Genomic DNA, 19,244 nt, shown 5'->3' on the forward strand with positions numbered 1-19,244 from the left:
GGCAGCCATCACTGATGGCTGCCCCTACGGCGTCGTGCCCGGACGAGTCCACCCAGGCACGACGTGCAGACGTCGGCTCCCAAGCGCCTGGTTCATGGCTTGGCGATGATCTCCAGGATGCCGGCAGTCCAGGTGAAGCCGGCGCCGACGCCGGACAGCAGGCAGGTCTGACCGGGCTCGAGGGCGCCCTCGGAGACGAGGTGGGCCAGCCCGGCGAACTGGTCGCCCGCGCCGAGATGCCCGACCTGCCGCCCCCAGGACCAGGTGGATCGCTGCGGGTCGATGCCGAACGGGTCGAAGTACTGGGCCCGCATCCGGGTCCGGCCCAGGTTCGGCAGCACGTACCAGTCGATGTCGCTGAATTTCACGTCCGCTTGGGCGCAGGCCCGATCGAACGCCTCCCGTTGACCCGCCTGGATGCGGTTGAGCAAGGCCTCCACCCCGAGCTCGCGCACCAGGGCGTCGCTGTTCAGGTCGACCGGCGATCCGGAGGCCATCGGCGCGTCGCTGAACCGCTCACCCCGGCTGCCGCGCTCCAGTCCGGAGTCGGACACCGAGACAAGGCTGCGGATCCTGGCGAATCCGGTGCGGGTGGACAACACCACGGCGGCGCCGCCGTCGCCGAAGGGGGAGCTGGGGTCGCTACGCCACCGGTCGAAGCCCGGTAGGCAGAACCTGTCGGCCGTGGTGATCAACGCGGTCGGCCGATCGTTGGCAGTCAGGTAGCTTGCCGCAAGCTCCAAAGCGATCATGCCACCGTTGGACATCTGGCGGACCTCGAGGGCCGGGCATGAGCCACCGCCGGAGAACTGTTGGACGTACGACGCCGGTGGCCATACGTCGTGACCTTGGTGGTACGTGCAGGCGTGCAGCAGCAGGTGAAGGTCCTCCGGCTCGCACTTGGCGCGTTCGAGGGCGGCCCGTGCGGCCAGCACCGCCATCTCCGGTGCCGACTTGTCTGACGAGACGCATACCGACTCGATGCCGGTGTTCCAGACCCGCGCCCGTTCGACGAGGCCGGCTCGTTCCGCCTCGTCGAGTGTCATGCGCTCGGGCAGCCACGAACTCGCGGCGGCTATGTAGAGTTCATTGCTCATTGGCGTCCTCCCACGGATTGAATCAGGTACCGCATCGGTCAGATTCGTCTTGTACGGCGGAGGCTCGGTCGAGGCCCAGGCGAGGCATTGCCGCCCACCGACGGTCTTCGTCGGAATCGGCTCGCCCGGGGGAGAACATTTTCTTCCTTGGCCAAGTGATCGCCTGTCGCCGTCGATCGGAACTCGATCGGGTGTCGAAGCGTCCCCGCAATCTTGGTTCCGACGTTACGAGACGAAGGGGGCAACAATGGCGACGTTCACTCACGCGGAGCTGGTGGACTACGTACGCCGGGCGGCGGGCGAGGACGACGAGGTCGGCCTGGACGGCGACATCGCCGAGGTCACGTTTGCCGATCTGGGCTATGACTCGGTCGCGATGGTGGAGGTGACGCTCTTGGTCGAGCGAGAGCTCGGGATAAGCCTGCCGGAGGAGAAGACGGGCAAGGACGCGACGCCGAAGGAGTTCGTGGATCTGGTCAACGAGTTGCTGCCCGCGTCGAAGTAGCCGCGGACCCGGTGCGTGGACGACTCAATAGAGGGGATGTCATGTACAGCGCAGAACACGAGCAACGCTTCGACAACGACGCGCCGGCGGCAACCGAGCAACTGGGCTTGCTCTCCGAGATCCTCAACCGGGAGACGTTCAGCATCCTGGGCGAGGAGGTACGTGTCGGTCACGGCTGGCGCTGCTGGGACGTGGGCGCCGGGGAGGGCTCCGTGTCCCGCTGGCTGGCGGCCAGAGTGGGAACGTCCGGACATGTGGTGGCCAGCGACCTCAAGCCGCAGCACGTGCCCAGCCATCCACGCATCGAGGCGATCCGTCATGACCTCACCAGTGACCCGTGGCCGGAGCCGGAGTTCGATCTGATCCACGCCCGGTTGCTGTTGATGCATCTGGCCGACAAAGAGGCCATCGCGGTGAAGCTGGCCGCGCACCTGCGGCCGGGCGGTGCGCTGGTGCTCACCGACTGGTACTCCGGTCACGCCGACGAGGGCCTGATCAAGTCCCCGGTTGACGACTACACCGAGCGAATCTTCCAGGAGTACCACGACGGTGTGCTGAAACTCGCCGGGCAGACCGGTATGGACTTCGACTGGGCGGCGCGTACGCCGGACGTGCTCTTCGCCGCCGGCCATCGGGATCTCACGGTGCGGGACTATCAGGCACCGGGAGAGGGCGGAACGCCGACCGCGCGGCTCGCTCGGCTGCACAGCTACATGCTGGAGCCCTTCCTGCTGAGCCAGACCAACTTGACCGCCGCCGATCTTGACGTGATCCGCCAGACGCTTCTGGACGCGAAATTCGAGATGGTGACAAACCACACGCGCACAACCGTCGTCAGGGTGCCGAAGTGAGGATCGGCGAGAGGAGGCAGGCCACGTCGGGAAGGGATGTGCGCAAGGGGCTGGCTGAAACTGGCCGCCATAGCGGTTGCCGCGGCGGCTGACCGAGCAGCCACAGCAGGTTAGACCGGGGCAAAGGCCATCGTGCGCCTCGGGGTTGGACCTCACCGTCCTCCCCGAACCTCGCTCGGTGGCCCCTGGTCTGTTCCGGGGCTGGGCGTCGGATCAGTGGAAGCACATGAAGGGCCCCCTCGGGCTTGCCGACCTTCTCTCCCTCTGCGCTGAAAATCAGTCAACGATTTGACATGTTCTTGTCGGGAAACGGGGGTGCGGGTTACGGTTGTTGCGCGCTGGCAAATAATGGGGGAGTTATGAAGGCTGCTGCGGCACGGGCCCTGACGGAAAAGCGACGCACCAACTTCGCAGTCGATAGTGTCAGTCCGACGCCGGAGCTCTACAGACGGCTGGAGCCCCGAAGGCGTGCCGTGCACAGTACCTGCAGGATTCCGGCACCGTCGCGGGAATTACCGGTCCGCTCTGGGACATGTCATGCAGCGTGACCGCGACGACCGCTTTCGGATCGTGCTTGTCAACGACCATACGCTGCTGCGCGAGGCGGTGTGCGAGGCGCTCGACGCGGAACCGGACATGGTTGTGGTCGGCGACGTCGCCAGCGGCGCGGCCAGCGTCCTGCACTGCAAGATCGAACAACCCGACGTCGTGCTGCTCGACGTGAACATTCCGGGCGAGTCGGCGACCGAAACGGTGCAGGCCATCCGCGCCGCATCGCCGAACGTCAGGATCCTGATCCTCGGCATGCTCGACGACCCGGCGCTGGTACGCCAGTTGCTCGACTGCGGCGTTCGTGGCTACCTGACGAAGTCGGTGAACCGGACCGACCTGGTGTCCAGTGTTCGCGCGGTGTGCGCCGACGACCTCCGCATCGTCCTTCACGTATCCGCCGAGGCGCTGACCTATGTCGCCTCGGCGGCGAACTGCCCGGACATGCTCACCAAGCGCGAGCTGGAGATTCTTACCCTGGTGGGCAAAGCTATGAGTAACCGGCAGATATCGCGGCGGCTGACGATCGCCGAGGGCACGGTGAAGCGCCATCTGGGAACCATCTTCACGAAGTTGGGCGCTTACTCCCGGCTTGATGCCGTCAACAAAGCGGCATCCATAGGGATCATAACCCGCGTCGAGTAGGACCTTTCGAGAGTTCCCCGCCGGATGGCGAAAGCGTTATGTCGGCATGCTCCTTTGAGGCTTACTCGTAGCGCATTCGCGGCGTATTCGTGGCTGGCAAGAGCAGTGCACCACTTGGCGCTTCACCGGGTTGTTGCTGCCGTCTGGAGCTGATCTAATCCTTGGCCGGAGAGCCTTCGTTCCTCGTTCCCAGAGGGCCGTCAATCCGAAAAAGGCCATAGGGCACGTGAATTCGTTCTCGCCCGACGTCCGGCAGGTGGTCGACACTGAATCCGGTTACTGGGTGGAACCATCAAAGAGAGGTTCACAGACTGTGACAAGCTTAAAGGGCAAGACCGCGCTGGTGACCGGCGGTCGGACGGGCATCGGCTTCGGTATAGCCACCGCGTTGGTCGAGCGGGGCGCGAACGTCGTGATCACCTCGCGCAGTGAGGACAAGCTGCGCGAGGCAGCCGCCGAACTTGGTGATGAACGGGCTGTCGGCGTCGCGGGCGAGGCCAACGATCCCGAGCATCAGCGGATCGCGGTGGCGACCGCCGTCGAACGGTTCGGATCGCTCGATCTGCTGGTGAACAACGTCGGCGGTACGGAGAGGAACGCCCGCCGGCTGGTCGAGACCGATGTGGCGGCCTACCGGAACACCATCGAGATGAACCTGGTGACCGCGCTGACCTGGGTGCAGGCGGCCTGGCGCGGTTGGCTCGGCGAGCACGGCGGCGCCATCGTCAACATATCCTCCATCGCCAGTATGCTCGCCGTCCCCGACGGCACCTCCTACGGGACGGCCAAGGCGGCGCTGAACCACTTCACCAAGCAGATGGCGAACGAACTCGCGCCTGGGGTCCGGGTGAACGCCGTCGCGTCCGGCACGGTACTCACAGATTTCACCAGGGTGACCGTCGAGGGCAGGGAAGAGAAGGTGGTCGGCTCCGTCCCGCTGAAGCGACTCGGTACACCCGCCGATGTCGGCGCGGCCGTGGCCTTCCTACTCTCGGACGACGCGGCCTGGATCACCGGCCACACCCTTGTCGTCGACGGCGGCAGGCTGCTCCACAACAGGTAGCAGGGCAGCGCGATCGAGGATCGCCTACCGGCGATCCTCGATCCGTCACCATGGCCTCCCCGCAGAGCGGGGAACTACCAACTGGCCTGCTCCGAACGGAACTTCTTTGACACCTCCCGGTCCGACCAGGAGTCGCGTCCGGCCAGGACCTCCTGGTGCAGCTCCTGCAGCATCTCCGACGGTTCGAGCCCGAGTTCGGTCGACAGCGTCTTGCGTAAGTGCTGGTAGGCGACCAGTGCTTCGTTTCGTCGGCCGCTGGAGGCCAGCGCCTTGATCAGCTGCGCGTGATACCACTCGTTGAGCGGGTCGGCCAGCAGTGTGGCCTTCAGTTCGCCGACGAGTTCCCGGTGCCGGCCCAGCATCGCGTCTGCCTGGATGCGGAGTTCGACGGCATGCGCCCGCTGCTCCGTGAGATGGACGACGTGAGCTTGGATCGACGGGCCGGCCGTCACGTCGGCGAGCGCCGGTCCCGACCAGAGGTCGAGCGCCTGCCGCAGCAGCCGCTCCGCCGCGGCCGGATCACTGGCGGCCAGCGCGGTGCGCCCCTGCTTGGTCAGCCGGAGAAACGCTTTCAGGTCGAGCTGGTCCGGGTCCACCCGGAGCATGTAGCCGGTGCCGCATGTGGCGAGCACCTGTTCGACCGTGTGCTCCGGCACCCACGGCTCGAACTGACGCCGCAGCTGGTAGATGTACGTCTGCGCGGTGGGGACGGCGCTCTTCGGCGGCTTGTCGCCCCACAGTTCGTCAATGATCGCGTCGAGCATGACGATGTTGTTCGCGCGCAGGAGCAGCTGCGCCAGCACACGCCGAGCCATCGGCGCGGTCGGCGTGCAGTCGCCCAGATCGTTGGTGACGGTTAGGCGGCCGAGTACCTGGAATCGCAACACTGACGAATGCCTCCACACGATTGATCGTAGGGACGGGCCTCGATCCAGACTCTGCCGGTTGCTTTACTCGGCAAGCAATGCTTCGGGGCGAAGGGCCCACACCGGTGATCGTGTCGGGTCGTGTCGACTACAACCTTCGTCGCATTCCCGTGGACGAGAGGTTTGGGTGCGGCGGCACCGGCCGAGCCCGCATTCCCCGAGAGCAGAGTGAGAATCCGCTGTCATGACAGAGAACTTCGTGAAAACGAGTGGTCAGGACGTCGTCGCGGTGGTCGGTCTGGCGTGCCGCCTTCCGGGCGCGAGCTCCTCCGAGGCGTACTGGGACCTGCTTGCCGCTGGCAGGGAGGCCGTCGGCGAGGTTCCTGCCGACCGTGCCGTACACGTCGGCGCGCGGGTGGGCAGGGCCGGACTGATCGATGGGGTCACGGACTTCGACGCGGCCTTCTTCGGGGTGTCGCCACGCGAAGCCGCGGCGATGGATCCTCGGCAGCGACTGATGCTGGAACTGGCGTGGGAAGCCCTCGAGCATGCGGGAATCGACCCGTCGGTGGTGCGTGGCGACCGGGCGGGCGTCTTCCTCGGGGCGATGGGGGACGACTATGCCGGGCTGGTGCGCGACCAGGGCGTGGGAGCGATCGACGGCTTCACCCTGTCCGCGCTCCAGCGCGGCATCCTCGCGAACCGGATCTCGTACTTTCTAGGACTGTCCGGCCCGAGTGTGGTCATGGATTCGGCGCAGTCCTCGGCTCTGGTCGCCGTCCACCAGGCGTACGAGAGCGTCCGCCGCGGGGAGTCGGCGTGGGCGCTGGCGGGTGGCGTGAACCTGATCCTTTCGCCGGAGTCGACGGCGACCGCGAGCGAGTTCGGTGCGCTGTCGCCGGACGGCCGGTGCTACACCTTTGACGCGCGCGCCAACGGCTACGTGCGCGGCGAGGGCGCCGGCATGGTGGTGCTCATGCGACTGGCGGACGCCCTCGCGTACGGCCACGAGGTGGTGTGCGTGATCCGCGGCGGCGCGGTGAACAACGACGGCGGCGGCGAGCAGCTGACCACGCCGAGCCGGTCGGGGCAGGAGGAGATGCTGCGGGCGGCCCTCTCCTCGGCCGGGGTGAACCCCACCGAGGTGGGATATGTGGAGCTGCACGGCACCGGCACACCGGTGGGGGACCGAGTGGAGTCGGCGGCGCTGGCCGCGGTCTTCGCCGACCGGGACCGGCCGCTGGTGGTGGGGTCGGCGAAGACCAACCTGGGGCATCTGGAGGGCGCGGCGGGGATCGCCGGCTTCCTCAAAGTGGCGCTGTCGGTCCAGCGTGGGCAGGTGCCGGCGAGTCTGAACTTCACCGCTCCTCCGGACGACATCCCGCTCACCGAGCTGGGCATCGAGGTCGCTGCCGAGCTGCGCGAGTGGCCGGGCGAGGCACCGCGGGTGGCCGGCGTGTCGTCGTTCGGGATGGGCGGGACGAACTGCCATCTCCTGCTCGAGCAGGCACCGGATGCCCCGCCGGCCGAGGAGCGCCGCCCCGAGGCGGCGGGCACGATCCCGTGGCTGGTGTCCGGCGGCACCGCGCAGGCCCTGCACGCCCAGGCCGAGCGGCTGGCCGGTCATGTCGCCGCACAGGACGGTCCGGACCCCCTTGACATCGGGTTCTCGCTGGCGACCACCCGCGCCGCGCTCGCGCACCGGGCCGTCGTGATCGGCACCGATGCGGCCGAGTTGAGCGACGGCCTGACCGCGCTGGCAGCGAACGAGCCGGCGCCGAATGTCGTGTCCGGTGTAGTCTCCGAGGGCGGCACGGCCTTCATGTTCACCGGACAGGGCGCGCAACGAACCGGCATGGGACGGGATCTGTACGCGCGGTTCCCGGTGTTCGCCGGGTCCTTCGACGCGGTGTGCGCGCGACTGGATCCGTTGCTGGGCAGAGGGCTGCGGGAGATCGTGTGGTCCGACGCGGACCTGCTGGGCCAGACCCAGTACACGCAGGCGGCGCTGTTCGCACTGGGGACGGCGTTGTTCAGGCTGGGGGAGTCGTTCGGAGTACGTCCGACGCACCTGATCGGCCATTCGATCGGTGAGGTCACCGCCGCGCACGTCGCGGGGGTGCTCTCGCTGTCCGACGCCTGCACGCTCGTCGCGGCACGCGGACGGTTGATGCAGACGGCGCCGTCCGGGGGGGCGATGGTGGCCATCAACGCCGGTGAGGGTAACGTGCGGGAGCTGCTGCCCGAGTCAGGGGTGAGCATCGCCGCCGTCAACGGGCCCCACTCGGTGGTGATCTCCGGTGACAGCGACCTCGTACTCGCGATGGCTGAATTCTTCCGCGCCAAGGGAGTGAAGACCAAGCAGCTGAACGTCAGCCACGCATTCCACTCCCACCATCTCGACGGAATCCTGGGCGAGTTCGCCGACACCATCCGCGGGCTGACCTTCCATGCCCCCCAGATCCCCGTCATATCGAACCTCACCGGGCGCCCCGCCACCACGGACGAGCTGACCGACCCGGGCTACTGGGCACGCCAGATCCGCGGCACCGTCCGCTTCGCCGACGGCATCCGCACCCTGCACGACGCGGGCGTCTCCCGCTGCCTGGAGCTCGGTCCCGACCCCGTACTCGCCGGCATGGCCCGGGAGACTCTCGCCGAGCAGGCACCGGCGGCGGTGTCCATGATGCGCACCGGGCAGGCGGAAGTCCTTGCGCTGCTCAGGGCGCTCGGCACCCTGCATGCCACGGGGGCAGCAGTGGACTGGACGCCGCTGCTGAACGGCGGCCGCAGCGTCGCGCTGCCCACCTACGCCTTTCAGCGCCGCCGGCACTGGATCGGCGAAGCGCGCGAGGCCGCACCCGCCGCGGAGCCGGCACCCGTCCGCGACCGTGAGGGCCTGCTCGGTCTGGTGCGCACGCACCTCGCTGCTGTCCTGGCGTACGACGCGGTCGACATGACGCCGCTGACGTCGTTCAAGGACCTCGGGCTGACGTCGCTCACCGCGGTCGAGCTGTGCGCCGGGCTCTCCACGGAGCTGGGACTGGTCCTGCCCGGATCGCTGGTGTTCGACCATCCCACCCCTGACCGGTTCGCGGCGTACCTGTATGCGCAGCTCACAGGGCACAGCGGTGCGGATGACGCGGTGAGTGTCCGGGCCGCCAGCGACAGCAGCGCCGATGATCTGATCGCTGTCGTCGGGATGGGGTGCCGGTTTCCCGGTGGCGCATCGTCGCCGGACGATCTGTGGGAGCTGGTGCGGTCGGGCCGGGACGCTGTGTCCGGGCTGCCGCGAGACCGTGACTGGGACCTGGACAACCTGTTCGACCCGGACCCGGAGACCTCTGGGCGTACCTACGTTCGGCATGGCGGTTTCCTCGACGACATCGCCGGTTTTGATGCCGGGTTCTTCGGGATCTCGCCACGCGAGGCGCTGGCGATGGATCCGCAGCAGCGGTTGCTGCTGGAGACCGCGTGGGAGACGTTGGAGGACGCTGGCATCGAGCCCGGTTCGCTGCGCGGCAGCGATACGGGCGTGTTCATCGGTGCCATGGCCGGCGACTACGGCCCGCGGCTCGACACTCCGCACGGCGGGGTCGACGGATACGTGCTCACCGGTACCACCGGGAGCGTCACGTCCGGCCGGTTGGCGTATTTCCTCGGTCTGGAGGGGCAGGCGGTGACGGTGGACACGGCGTGTTCGTCGTCGCTGGTCGCGTTGCATCAGGCCGCTCAGGCGGTGCGAAGCGGTGAATGCTCTCTGGCGGTGGCCGGTGGCGTGAGCGTGATGTCCTCACCCGGGGTGTTGGTGGAGTTCTCCCGGCAGCGTGGGTTGTCTGTTGACGGGCGGTGCAAGGCGTTCGCGGAGTCGGCTGATGGCACTGGTTGGGGTGAGGGTGCGGGGCTGGTGGTGCTGGAGCGCTTGTCTGACGCGCGTGCCCGTGGGCATCGGGTGTTGGCGTTGTTGCGGGGTTCGGCGGTGAATCAGGACGGTGCTTCGAACGGTCTGACGGCGCCGAACGGTCCGTCGCAGCAGCGGGTGATCCGCCGGGCGTTGGCGGATGCGGGGCTTGGTGCCGCGGATGTGGACGTGGTCGAGGCGCATGGGACGGGGACCAGGCTCGGGGATCCGATCGAGGCGCAGGCGTTGCTGGCCACGTACGGGAGGGAGCACTCCGAGGATCGGCCGTTGTGGCTGGGTTCGTTGAAGTCGAATATCGGTCACACCATGGCGGCGGCTGGGGTCGGTGGTGTGATCAAGATGGTGGAGGCGTTACGTCGTGGTGTGCTGCCTCCTACGTTGCATGTGGATGAGCCGACGTCGCATGTGGACTGGAGTGCTGGGGGAGTTCGGTTGCTGACCGAGCTTCGTGAGTGGCCTTCGGCGGGGCGGCCGCGGCGTGCGGGGGTGTCGTCGTTCGGGATCAGTGGCACCAATGCCCATGTGATCTTGGAGCAGGCGCCGCAGACGGAGGAAGTGCCGGGGACGGAGCAGGAGCCGCAGACAGGCCAGGAGCAGCAGACGGACCAGGCCTCCGTTCCGGAGCCGCTTGCGGATGATGCGGTGGAGGGTCCTGTCGGTTGGATGTTGTCGGCGCGGTCGGAGGAGGCGTTGCGGGCGTATGCGGGGCGGATCGCTGCGGCTGCTGGTTGTGGGCTGTCGGTGGTGGATGTCGCGGCGACGCTGGCTGGGCGTACTGCGTTCGAGCATCGTGGTGTGGTGGTCGGCGGCACCTGCGAGGAGTTGCTGGCGGGGTTGAAGTCCCTCGCGGAGGGTGTTCCTGCTGAGCATGTGGTGTCGGGGATTGCTGGGGCCGGAAAGACGGTGCTGGTGTTTCCGGGGCAGGGTTCGCAGTGGGATGCGATGGCCCGTGAGTTGTATGTGAGTGCTCCGGTGTTCAGGGCGCGTCTGGAGGAATGCGCGCGGGCGTTGTCGGCTTTTGTGGAGTGGGATCTGTTGGAGGTCTTGCTGAGCGATGACGGTGCGCTGCTGTTGTCGCGGGTGGATGTGGTGCAGCCGGCGTTGTTCGCGGTGATGGTGTCGCTGGCGGCGTTGTGGGGGTCGTATGGGCTTGAGCCGGATGCGGTGGTGGGGCATTCGCAGGGGGAGATCGCTGCGGCGTGTGTGGCGGGTGCGTTGTCGTTGGAGGATGCGGCGCGTGTGGTGGCGTTGCGCAGTCAGGCGATTCGGGCGCTGGCGGGGCGGGGTGGCATGGTGTCCGTCGCGCTGCCGGTCGATCAGGTGCGGTCCCGTTTGATGCGGTGGGACGGTGATATCGGGATCGCCGCGGTCAACGGCCCGGGCTCGACTGTGGTTTCCGGCAGTGCGTGGGCGCTCGATGAGTTGCAGGTGGTGTTCGAGGCCGACAGTGTGCGCACCTGGCGGATCCCCGTCGATTACGCCTCCCATTCCCCGCACGTGGACGAGATTCGTGATCAGGTGCTGGACCTGCTGGCGCCGATCCGGCCTCAGCCCAGTGATGTTCACTTCTATTCCACGGTGACCGGGCAGCGGGTCGACACCACCGGGCTTGACGCGGAGTACTGGTTCCGTAATCTCCGCGGCACTGTCGAGTTCGAGGCGGCGACCCGGCTGCTTCTGGAGGACGGCTATGACGTGTTCATCGAGTCCAGTCCTCATCCGGTTCTGGCTCCGGGTGTGCAGGAGACCATCGACAGTACCGACACTGCCGCCCGCAGCATCGGGACGTTGCGTCGCCACAACGGTGATCTGAGCAGTTTCCTGCGGTCTGCGGGCGAGGCGTTCACCGCGGGCGCCGCCACGCACTGCATCCCGTCGGAGCGGGGCGACGGTCGTCATGTCACCCTGCCCGCCTATCCCTTCCAGCGAGCGCACTACTGGCTCAAGCCCGACACCGGCCGACGTGACATCGGCGCTGTCGGACTGACGGCGGCCGGTCATCCGCTGCTCGGTGCGGTCACCGAGGGTGCGGCCAGTCTGGTTTTCACGGGGCGGATCTCTCTGGCCACGCATCCGTGGCTGGCCGACCATCAGGTGGCCGGCACCATCGTGCTGCCCGGTGCTGCCTTCGTGGAGTTGGCGGTGCATGCCGCGGACCGGGTCGGCTGTGGCAGCATCCGTGAGCTGAGCGTGCAGACTCCGCTCGTCCTGCCCGAACACGGTGCCGTTCGTCTCCGGGTCGAGGTGGGTGAGCCCACCACCGGTGACGGCGCGCGTCCGATTCGTATCGACGCGCGACCGGACGCGGGCACCGGTGCTTCCTGGACGTGTCATGCCACGGGTGTCCTGGATGTCGAGGCGCCTTCTCCGGACTGGGACCTGACCGCCTGGCCCCCGGCCGCCGCGCAGCCCGTCGACATCTCCTACGACACGCTCGCCGCCTACGGATACCACTACGGCCCAGCCTTCCAAGGGCTGCATCAGATGTGGCGCCACAACGACCACATCTACGCCGAGATCACCCTCCCCACCAACCCCGACACCTACAACATCCACCCCGCACTCCTCGACGCCACACTCCACGCCGCACTGGTGGGTCAGGTCCTGCCGAACGACGGCCGGGTACGCCTGCCGTACGCCTGGGAAGGTGTGACGCTGCACGCTTCCGGCGCCTCCGCGCTGCGGGTGTCGGTGACGACCGTGGGGGACAACGCGCTACGGCTGCGCGCGGCGGACGGTGCCGGCATGCCGGTGGCCGAGGTGACGTCGCTGGTCATGCTCCCGGCCGACGTGGCCGACCTCGGCTCCGTGGCCGTGAACCGGGACTCCCTGCTGCGCCTGGAATGGATCCCCGCGCCGTCGGCGGACATGGCACCGCCCAGCGAGCTCACGCTGCTCGGCGACGACCCGTTCGGCCTGCGCTCGTCGACGGCAGGCGGCGTCGACTGGCAGGAGTTCACCGAACTGTCCGCGATACCCGGCGACTCGCCGGACGTGGTCGTGTGCATCGAACGCGACGATACGACAGACGTCCCGGGAGCCGCCCGCACGGTGCTGTACGGCGCGCTCGATCTGGTCCAGGCGTGGGTGTCCGACGACCGGTTCACCGACGCACGGCTGGTCGTGGTGACCCGGCGCGCGGTGACAACCGGATACGGCGAACCCGTACCGGACCTTTCCACCGCGCCCGTCTGGGGGCTGCTCCGCTCCGCGCAGAACGAGAATCCCGGCCGACTGGTCCTGGTCGATGTGGACGACGACGACCGTTCGCTCGCAGCGTTGCCGTCCGCGCTGGCCGGTGACGCCACCCAGTTCGCGCTGCGTGACGGACATGCCGTGGTGCCGAGACTGGTCAGGGCCGGTTCCAAGCACCGACGACGGGAACCGGAGGGTACGCCGAGGCGGCCGGACGCCGAGGGCCAGAGCGGGCCGGAGTCGCCGTCACAGTGGGACACCGACGGCACCGTGCTGATCACCGGCGGTACCGGCACACTCGGCAAGCTGTTCGCCCGGCATCTGGCCACGAAGCACGGGGTGCGGAACCTGTTGCTGGTCTCCCGGCGCGGGCCGGACACTCCTGGAGCCGCCGACCTGGTCGCCGAGCTGTCCGGGCTCGGCGTCGAGGTGACCGTCGCCGCGTGCGATGTTGCCGACCGGGCCGCGCTCTCCGCCCTGCTCGCGGACATCCCGGCGGACCACCCGCTCACCGGCGTGGTTCACGCCGCCGGGACCCTCGACGACGGGTTGATCTCCGGGATGACGCCGGAACAGGTAGACGCCGTGCTGACGCCGAAGCTGGACGCGGCGTGGAATCTGCACGACCTGACCCAGGACGTCGGGCTGTCGGCGTTCGTGCTGTTCTCCTCGATCATGGGCACGATCGGCAACGCGGGCCAGGGCAACTACGCCGCCGCGAACGTGTTCCTCGACGCGCTTGCCCAGTACCGCCATGCCACCGGACTGCCCGCGACCTCGCTCGCATGGGGGTTCTGGAGCGAGCGCAGCGAACTGACCCGTGACCTGGACGACGCGGACCTCGCTCGCATGGCACGCACCGGACTGAAACCGCTCCCATCGGACGAAGGCGTCGCGCTGTTCGACGCGGCGTTGGCCGGCGGTGAGGTCGCCGCGACACTGGCCGCGCTCGACCTCGACCGGCTGCGCGCGCAGGCCACGCAGGCAAGCCTGCCGGAGGTACTGCGTGGGCTGGTCCGGGCGCGGCGCTCGTCGACCGCTGTGACGGCGACCGGCTCGACGCTCGCCGACCGGCTGGCCGGCCGCCCGGCCGAGGACGTCGACCGCGAGCTGCTCGACCTGGTGTGCTCCCACACCGCCACCGTGCTGGGCCATGCCGGCGCCGGCTCCGTACAGCCGTCCGTCGCGTTCCGAGAACTCGGTCTCGACTCGCTGGCCGCGGTGGAGCTCCGTAAGCGGCTCAACGAAGTCACCGGACAGCGGCTGTCGGCCACCGTGGTCTTCGACCATCCGACCCCGTCTGCACTGGCTGCTTTCCTGCGAGAGGAGTTACTGGGCGCGAGCGCCCAGGTCGTCACTCCGGCGGCCGTGGCCGCCTCGGCAGGGGACGACGAGCCGATCGCTGTCGTCGGCATGGGTTGCCGGTATCCCGGTGGTGTTCATTCGCCGACGGGTTTGTGGGACCTCGTGCGGTCGGGGCGGGATGTCGTCGGCGGACTGCCGCGAGACCGTGGCTGGGACCTGGAGAACCTCTTCGACTCCGACCCAGGACGGACAGGCAAGAGCTACGTCGACAAGGGCTACTTCCTCGACGACGCGGGGGAGTTCGACGCCGGGTTCTTCGGGATCTCGCCACGCGAGGCGCTCGCGATGCATCCGCAGCAGCGGTTGCTGCTGGAGACCATGTGGGAGACGTTGGAGGACGCCGGCATCGAGCCCGGTTCGCTGCGCGGCAGCGATACGGGCGTTTTCATCGGTGCGATGTCCCAGGACTACGGGCCACCGATGCACGAGGGTTCGGCGGAGGCCGACGGGCTGCTGCTCACCGGTACCAGTGGGAGCGTCACGTCCGGCCGGCTGGCGTATTTCCTCGGTCTGGAGGGGCAGGCGGTGACGGTGGACACGGCGTGTTCGTCGTCGCTGGTCGCGTTGCACCAGGCCGCTCAGGCGGTGCGAAGCGGTGAATGCTCTCTGGCGGTGGCCGGTGGCGTGAGCGTGATGTCCTCACCCGGGGTGTTGGTGGAGTTCTCCCGGCAGCGTGGGTTGTCTGTTGACGGGCGGTGCAAGGCGTTCGCGGAGTCGGCTGATGGCACTGGTTGGGGTGAGGGTGCGGGGCTGGTGGTGCTGGAGCGCTTGTCTGACGCGCGTGCCCGTGGGCATCGGGTGTTGGCGTTGTTGCGGGGTTCGGCGGTGAATCAGGACGGTGCTTCGAACGGTCTGACGGCGCCGAACGGTCCGTCGCAGCAGCGGGTGATCCGCCGGGCGTTGGCGGATGCGGGGCTTGGTGCCGCGGATGTGGACGTGGTCGAGGCGCATGGGACGGGGACCAGGCTCGGGGATCCGATCGAGGCGCAGGCGTTGCTGGCCACGTACGGGAGGGAGCACTCCGAGGATCGGCCGTTGTGGCTGGGTTCGTTGAAGTCGAATATCGGTCACACCATGGCGGCGGCTGGGGTCGGTGGTGTGATCAAGATGGTGGAGGCGTTACGTCGTGGTGTGCTGCCTCCTACGTTGCATGTGGATGAGCCGACGTCGCATGTGGACTGGAGTGCTGGGGGAGTTCGGTTGCTGACCGAGCTTCGTGAGTGGCCTTCGGCGGGGCGGCCGCGGCGTGCGGGGGTGTCGTCGTTCGGGATCAGTGGCACCAATGCCCATGTGATCTTGGAGCAGGCGCCGCAGACGGAGGAAGTGCCGGGGACGGAGCAGGAGCCGCAGACAGGCCAGGAGCAGCAGACGGACCAGGCCTCCGTTCCGGAGCCGCTTGCGGATGATGCGGTGGAGGGTCCTGTCGGTTGGATGTTGTCGGCGCGGTCGGAGGAGGCGTTGCGGGCGTATGCGGGGCGGATCGCTGCGGCTGCTGGTTGTGGGCTGTCGGTGGTGGATGTCGCGGCGACGCTGGCTGGGCGTACTGCGTTCGAGCATCGTGGTGTGGTGGTCGGCGGCACCTGCGAGGAGTTGCTGGCGGGGTTGAAGTCCCTCGCGGAGGGTGTTCCTGCTGAGCATGTGGTGTCGGGGATTGCTGGGGCCGGAAAGACGGTGCTGGTGTTTCCGGGGCAGGGTTCGCAGTGGGATGCGATGGCCCGTGAGTTGTATGTGAGTGCTCCGGTGTTCAGGGCGCGTCTGGAGGAATGCGCGCGGGCGTTGTCGGCTTTTGTGGAGTGGGATCTGTTGGAGGTCTTGCTGAGCGATGACGGTGCGCTGCTGTTGTCGCGGGTGGATGTGGTGCAGCCGGCGTTGTTCGCGGTGATGGTGTCGCTGGCGGCGTTGTGGGGGTCGTATGGGCTTGAGCCGGATGCGGTGGTGGGGCATTCGCAGGGGGAGATCGCTGCGGCGTGTGTGGCGGGTGCGTTGTCGTTGGAGGATGCGGCGCGTGTGGTGGCGTTGCGCAGTCAGGCGATTCGGGCGCTGGCGGGGCGGGGTGGCATGGTGTCCGTCGCGCTGCCGGTCGATCAGGTGCGGTCCCGTTTGATGCGGTGGGACGGTGATATCGGGATCGCCGCGGTCAACGGCCCGGGCTCGACTGTGGTTTCCGGCAGTGCGTGGGCGCTCGATGAGTTGCAGGTGGTGTTCGAGGCCGACAGTGTGCGCACCTGGCGGATCCCCGTCGATTACGCCTCCCATTCCCCGCACGTGGACGAGATTCGTGATCAGGTGCTGGACCTGCTGGCGCCGATCCGGCCTCAGCCCAGTGATGTTCACTTCTATTCCACGGTGACCGGGCAGCGGGTCGACACCACCGGGCTTGACGCGGAGTACTGGTTCCGTAATCTCCGCGGCACTGTCGAGTTCGAGGCGGCGACCCGGCTGCTTCTGGAGGACGGCTATGACGTGTTCATCGAGTCCAGTCCTCATCCGGTTCTGGCTCCGGGTGTGCAGGAGACCATCGACAGTACCGACACTGCCGCCCGCAGCATCGGGACGTTGCGTCGCCACAACGGTGATCTGAGCAGTTTCCTGCGGTCTGCGGGCGAGGCGTTCACCGCGGGCGCCGCCACGCACTGCATCCCGTCGGAGCGGGGCGACGGTCGTCATGTCACCCTGCCCGCCTATCCCTTCCAGCGAGCGCACTACTGGCTCAAGCCCGACACCGGCCGACGTGACATCGGCGCTGTCGGACTGACGGCGGCCGGTCATCCGCTGCTCGGTGCGGTCACCGAGGGTGCGGCCAGTCTGGTTTTCACGGGGCGGATCTCTCTGGCCACGCATCCGTGGCTGGCCGACCATCAGGTGGCCGGCACCATCGTGCTGCCCGGTGCTGCCTTCGTGGAGTTGGCGGTGCATGCCGCGGACCGGGTCGGCTGTGGCAGCATCCGTGAGCTGAGCGTGCAGACTCCGCTCGTCCTGCCCGAACACGGTGCCGTTCGTCTCCGGGTCGAGGTGGGTGAGCCCACCACCGGTGACGGCGCGCGTCCGATTCGTATCGACGCGCGACCGGACGCGGGCACCGGTGCTTCCTGGACGTGTCATGCCACGGGTGTCCTGGATGTCGAGGCGCCTTCTCCGGACTGGGACCTGACCGCCTGGCCCCCGGCCGCCGCGCAGCCCGTCGACATCTCCTACGACACGCTCGCCGCCTACGGATACCACTACGGCCCAGCCTTCCAAGGGCTGCATCAGATGTGGCGCCACAACGACCACATCTACGCCGAGATCACCCTCCCCACCAACCCCGACACCTACAACATCCACCCCGCACTCCTCGACGCCACACTCCACGCCGTATGCACCGAGGGCCCTCGGCTGGCGACGTCGTGGCGGGGAGTCTGCGTGCACGCGGTCGGCGCGTCCGCCCTGCGGGTGCGGATCGGCCCGAGCCGTACCGGCTCGGTGTCGATGCTGCTGGCGGACACCGTGGGTGATCCGGTCGCCGAGCTCGGAGTCGGCACCACCCCCATCGATCCGAGGGAACTGCAGGCCGTCAGGGTCGCGCAACTCGACGCGCTGTACCGGGAGACGTGGGCCGACTACGTCGCGAAGTCGTTGCCCCGGAAGGGGAACTGGGCAGTCGTGGGCGCGGATCCGCTCCGTGCCGAGGCGGGATTGACGGCTGCGGGCGTGGACGCCCAGGCGTACCCGGGACTCGACGCCCTGGCCGAAGCCGGCGGGCGTGTGCCGGACTACCTGGTGCTCACCGTGCCGGCGGGCGCCGGCGTCGCCGCCACCGCTCGGGAGGCACTGCGTCAGCTGGACGTCCTGCGGGCGGCCGAAGCGCTCGCCGCAGTGACCGTGGTGTTCCTGACCACCTCCGCGGTGCCGGCATTCGACCGAGCCGGCGCCGACCTCGCCGGCGCCGCGGTGTGGGGGCTGATCCGGTCCGCGCAGGCGGAGAACCCGGGACGGTTCGTACTCGCCGACGTGGACGCCGACGAAGCGTCGTGGCGTGCGCTGCCGAGGGCCGTCATCTCTGGCGAGTCACAGATAGCTCTGCGCGAGGGCCAGGTCAGGGTGCCGCGGCTCGCACATGGCAAGTCGGCGGGCGGCACGGAGCAGTTCGCCGGAGACAAGGGCACAACGCTGATCACCGGCGGGGCCACGCCCATGGGCGAACGACTGGCGCGGCACCTGGTCGCCGTGCAGGGAGTGCGGCACCTGGTGCTCACCGGCGCCGAGGCCCCCGTGCTGACCGAGGAGCTCGCCGCGCTGGGCGCCACCGTCACCACCGCGGCGTGCGATCCAAGGGACCGCACAGCGCTCCGCGAGCTGATCAGTCGTCTGCCCGCGGAGCATCCGCTGACCATGGTCGTACACATACCGCAGGCGCTGCCGAGCGACGAGACAGCTTCTCTGACACCGGATTCGCTCGCTGAGGTGTTGCGCGCGACGGTCGGTGCCGCGGAGATTCTCGACCAGGAGGCCGGGGCCGCCACCCTCGTCCTGTTCTCGTCGTTGGCTGGGACGGTGGGCGGCAACGGAACCGCCGCCGCGGCGGCGGCCGCACTGGACGCGCTCGCCCGAAGGCGCTGGGCGAGCGGCGCCCCCGCGGTGTCGCTGGCCTGGGGGCCCTGGGCTCTGGGCGACGCACCGTCCCGTACCGGGATCGCAGGAGTGGGCGTGCTCGGGGTGCGGGAGGCCGTTGCCCTGTTCGATACCGCCTGTCGCGCAAGCGAGCCCGTGTTGATTCCGGCCAGGCTGGATCTGGCCGAGCTGGCCAGGCAGGCCAGAACCGGGAAGGCACTGCCGCCGACGTTCAGGTCGCTGGTCAGGACCACTGGCAAACGCACGGCAGGCGGAGGCGTGGTCTCGGCGACGTCGCTTCGGCAACGGCTCGCGTCGATGGCGGAAGCCGACCGGCACCAAGCGCTGTCCGACCTGATCTCCACGCAGATTTCGGCGGTACTCGGGCTGGGGTCGGCTGATGTGGTGCAGCCGAACCAGATCTTCCGCGAGCTCGGGTTCGACTCGCTGTCCATTCTGACCCTGCGAAACCGTCTGAACTCGGCGACCGGCCTGCGTCTGGACACCTCGCTGATGTTCCACCAGTCGACACCGGACGACCTGATCCAGCACCTCAAGCAGGCACTGCTCGAGAAGTGATGCGGCAGAGGAGACGA

General features: G+C 68.3%; 7 protein-coding genes. 5 read left to right on the forward strand and 2 right to left on the reverse strand.

Annotated features, from left to right (window positions below):
* Nucleotides 1-92: 92 nt before the first annotated feature.
* Complete coding sequence (locus ABZ441_RS31130; protein ID WP_358980307.1) at nucleotides 93-1,097, reverse strand: ketoacyl-ACP synthase III family protein; 1,005 nt, start codon at nucleotides 1,095-1,097, stop codon at nucleotides 93-95.
* 247 nt (nucleotides 1,098-1,344) lie between these two features.
* On the opposite strand from ABZ441_RS31130, the gene ABZ441_RS31135 reads away from it, so the two are divergent.
* The 4 genes from ABZ441_RS31135 (at nucleotide 1,345) to ABZ441_RS31150 (ending at nucleotide 4,710) form a co-directional block, all read left to right on the forward strand.
* Complete coding sequence (locus tag ABZ441_RS31135) at nucleotides 1,345-1,602, forward strand: phosphopantetheine-binding protein (protein ID WP_358980309.1); 258 nt, start codon at nucleotides 1,345-1,347, stop codon at nucleotides 1,600-1,602.
* 41 nt (nucleotides 1,603-1,643) lie between these two features.
* On the forward strand, nucleotides 1,644-2,453 hold the full coding sequence (locus ABZ441_RS31140) for a methyltransferase domain-containing protein (RefSeq protein WP_358980311.1): 810 nt from the start codon (nucleotides 1,644-1,646) through the stop codon (nucleotides 2,451-2,453).
* A 537-nt stretch (nucleotides 2,454-2,990) separates the two neighbouring features.
* Nucleotides 2,991-3,647, forward strand: a complete 657-nt coding sequence (locus tag ABZ441_RS31145) for a response regulator transcription factor (protein WP_358980313.1) — start codon at nucleotides 2,991-2,993, stop codon at nucleotides 3,645-3,647.
* A 313-nt stretch (nucleotides 3,648-3,960) separates the two neighbouring features.
* Nucleotides 3,961-4,710: an SDR family oxidoreductase gene (locus ABZ441_RS31150; protein ID WP_319256138.1), complete on the forward strand. Its 750-nt coding sequence runs from the start codon at nucleotides 3,961-3,963 to the stop codon at nucleotides 4,708-4,710.
* 74 nt (nucleotides 4,711-4,784) lie between these two features.
* On the opposite strand, the gene ABZ441_RS31155 is transcribed toward ABZ441_RS31150, so the two are convergent.
* Nucleotides 4,785-5,597: an AfsR/SARP family transcriptional regulator gene (locus ABZ441_RS31155; RefSeq protein ID WP_358980316.1), complete on the reverse strand. Its 813-nt coding sequence runs from the start codon at nucleotides 5,595-5,597 to the stop codon at nucleotides 4,785-4,787.
* Between the two features lie 223 nt (nucleotides 5,598-5,820).
* Here ABZ441_RS31155 and ABZ441_RS31160 point away from each other — a divergent pair, with 223 nt between their 5' ends.
* The gene (locus tag ABZ441_RS31160) at nucleotides 5,821-19,227 is read left to right on the forward strand and encodes a type I polyketide synthase (RefSeq protein ID WP_358980318.1); all 13,407 of its coding nucleotides are present in this window, start codon (nucleotides 5,821-5,823) and stop codon (nucleotides 19,225-19,227) included.
* Nucleotides 19,228-19,244 lie beyond the last annotated feature (17 nt).

This window comes from Streptomyces sp. NPDC005752, from assembly GCF_040630715.1.
In the GTDB taxonomy this organism is placed as follows: Bacteria; Actinomycetota; Actinomycetes; order Streptomycetales; family Streptomycetaceae; genus Streptomyces.

Bases quoted from the DNA above. Each gene is read 5' to 3' on its own strand.
- ABZ441_RS31145 (WP_358980313.1), top strand. From the start codon at position 2,991: ATGCAGCGTGACCGCGACGACCGCTTTCGGATCGTGCTTGTCAACGAC.
- ABZ441_RS31160 (WP_358980318.1), top strand. From the start codon at position 5,821: ATGACAGAGAACTTCGTGAAAACGAGTGGTCAGGACGTCGTCGCGGTG.
- ABZ441_RS31135 (WP_358980309.1), top strand. From the start codon at position 1,345: ATGGCGACGTTCACTCACGCGGAGCTGGTGGACTACGTACGCCGGGCG.
- ABZ441_RS31130 (WP_358980307.1), bottom strand. From the start codon at position 1,097: ATGAGCAATGAACTCTACATAGCCGCCGCGAGTTCGTGGCTGCCCGAG.
- ABZ441_RS31140 (WP_358980311.1), top strand. From the start codon at position 1,644: ATGTACAGCGCAGAACACGAGCAACGCTTCGACAACGACGCGCCGGCG.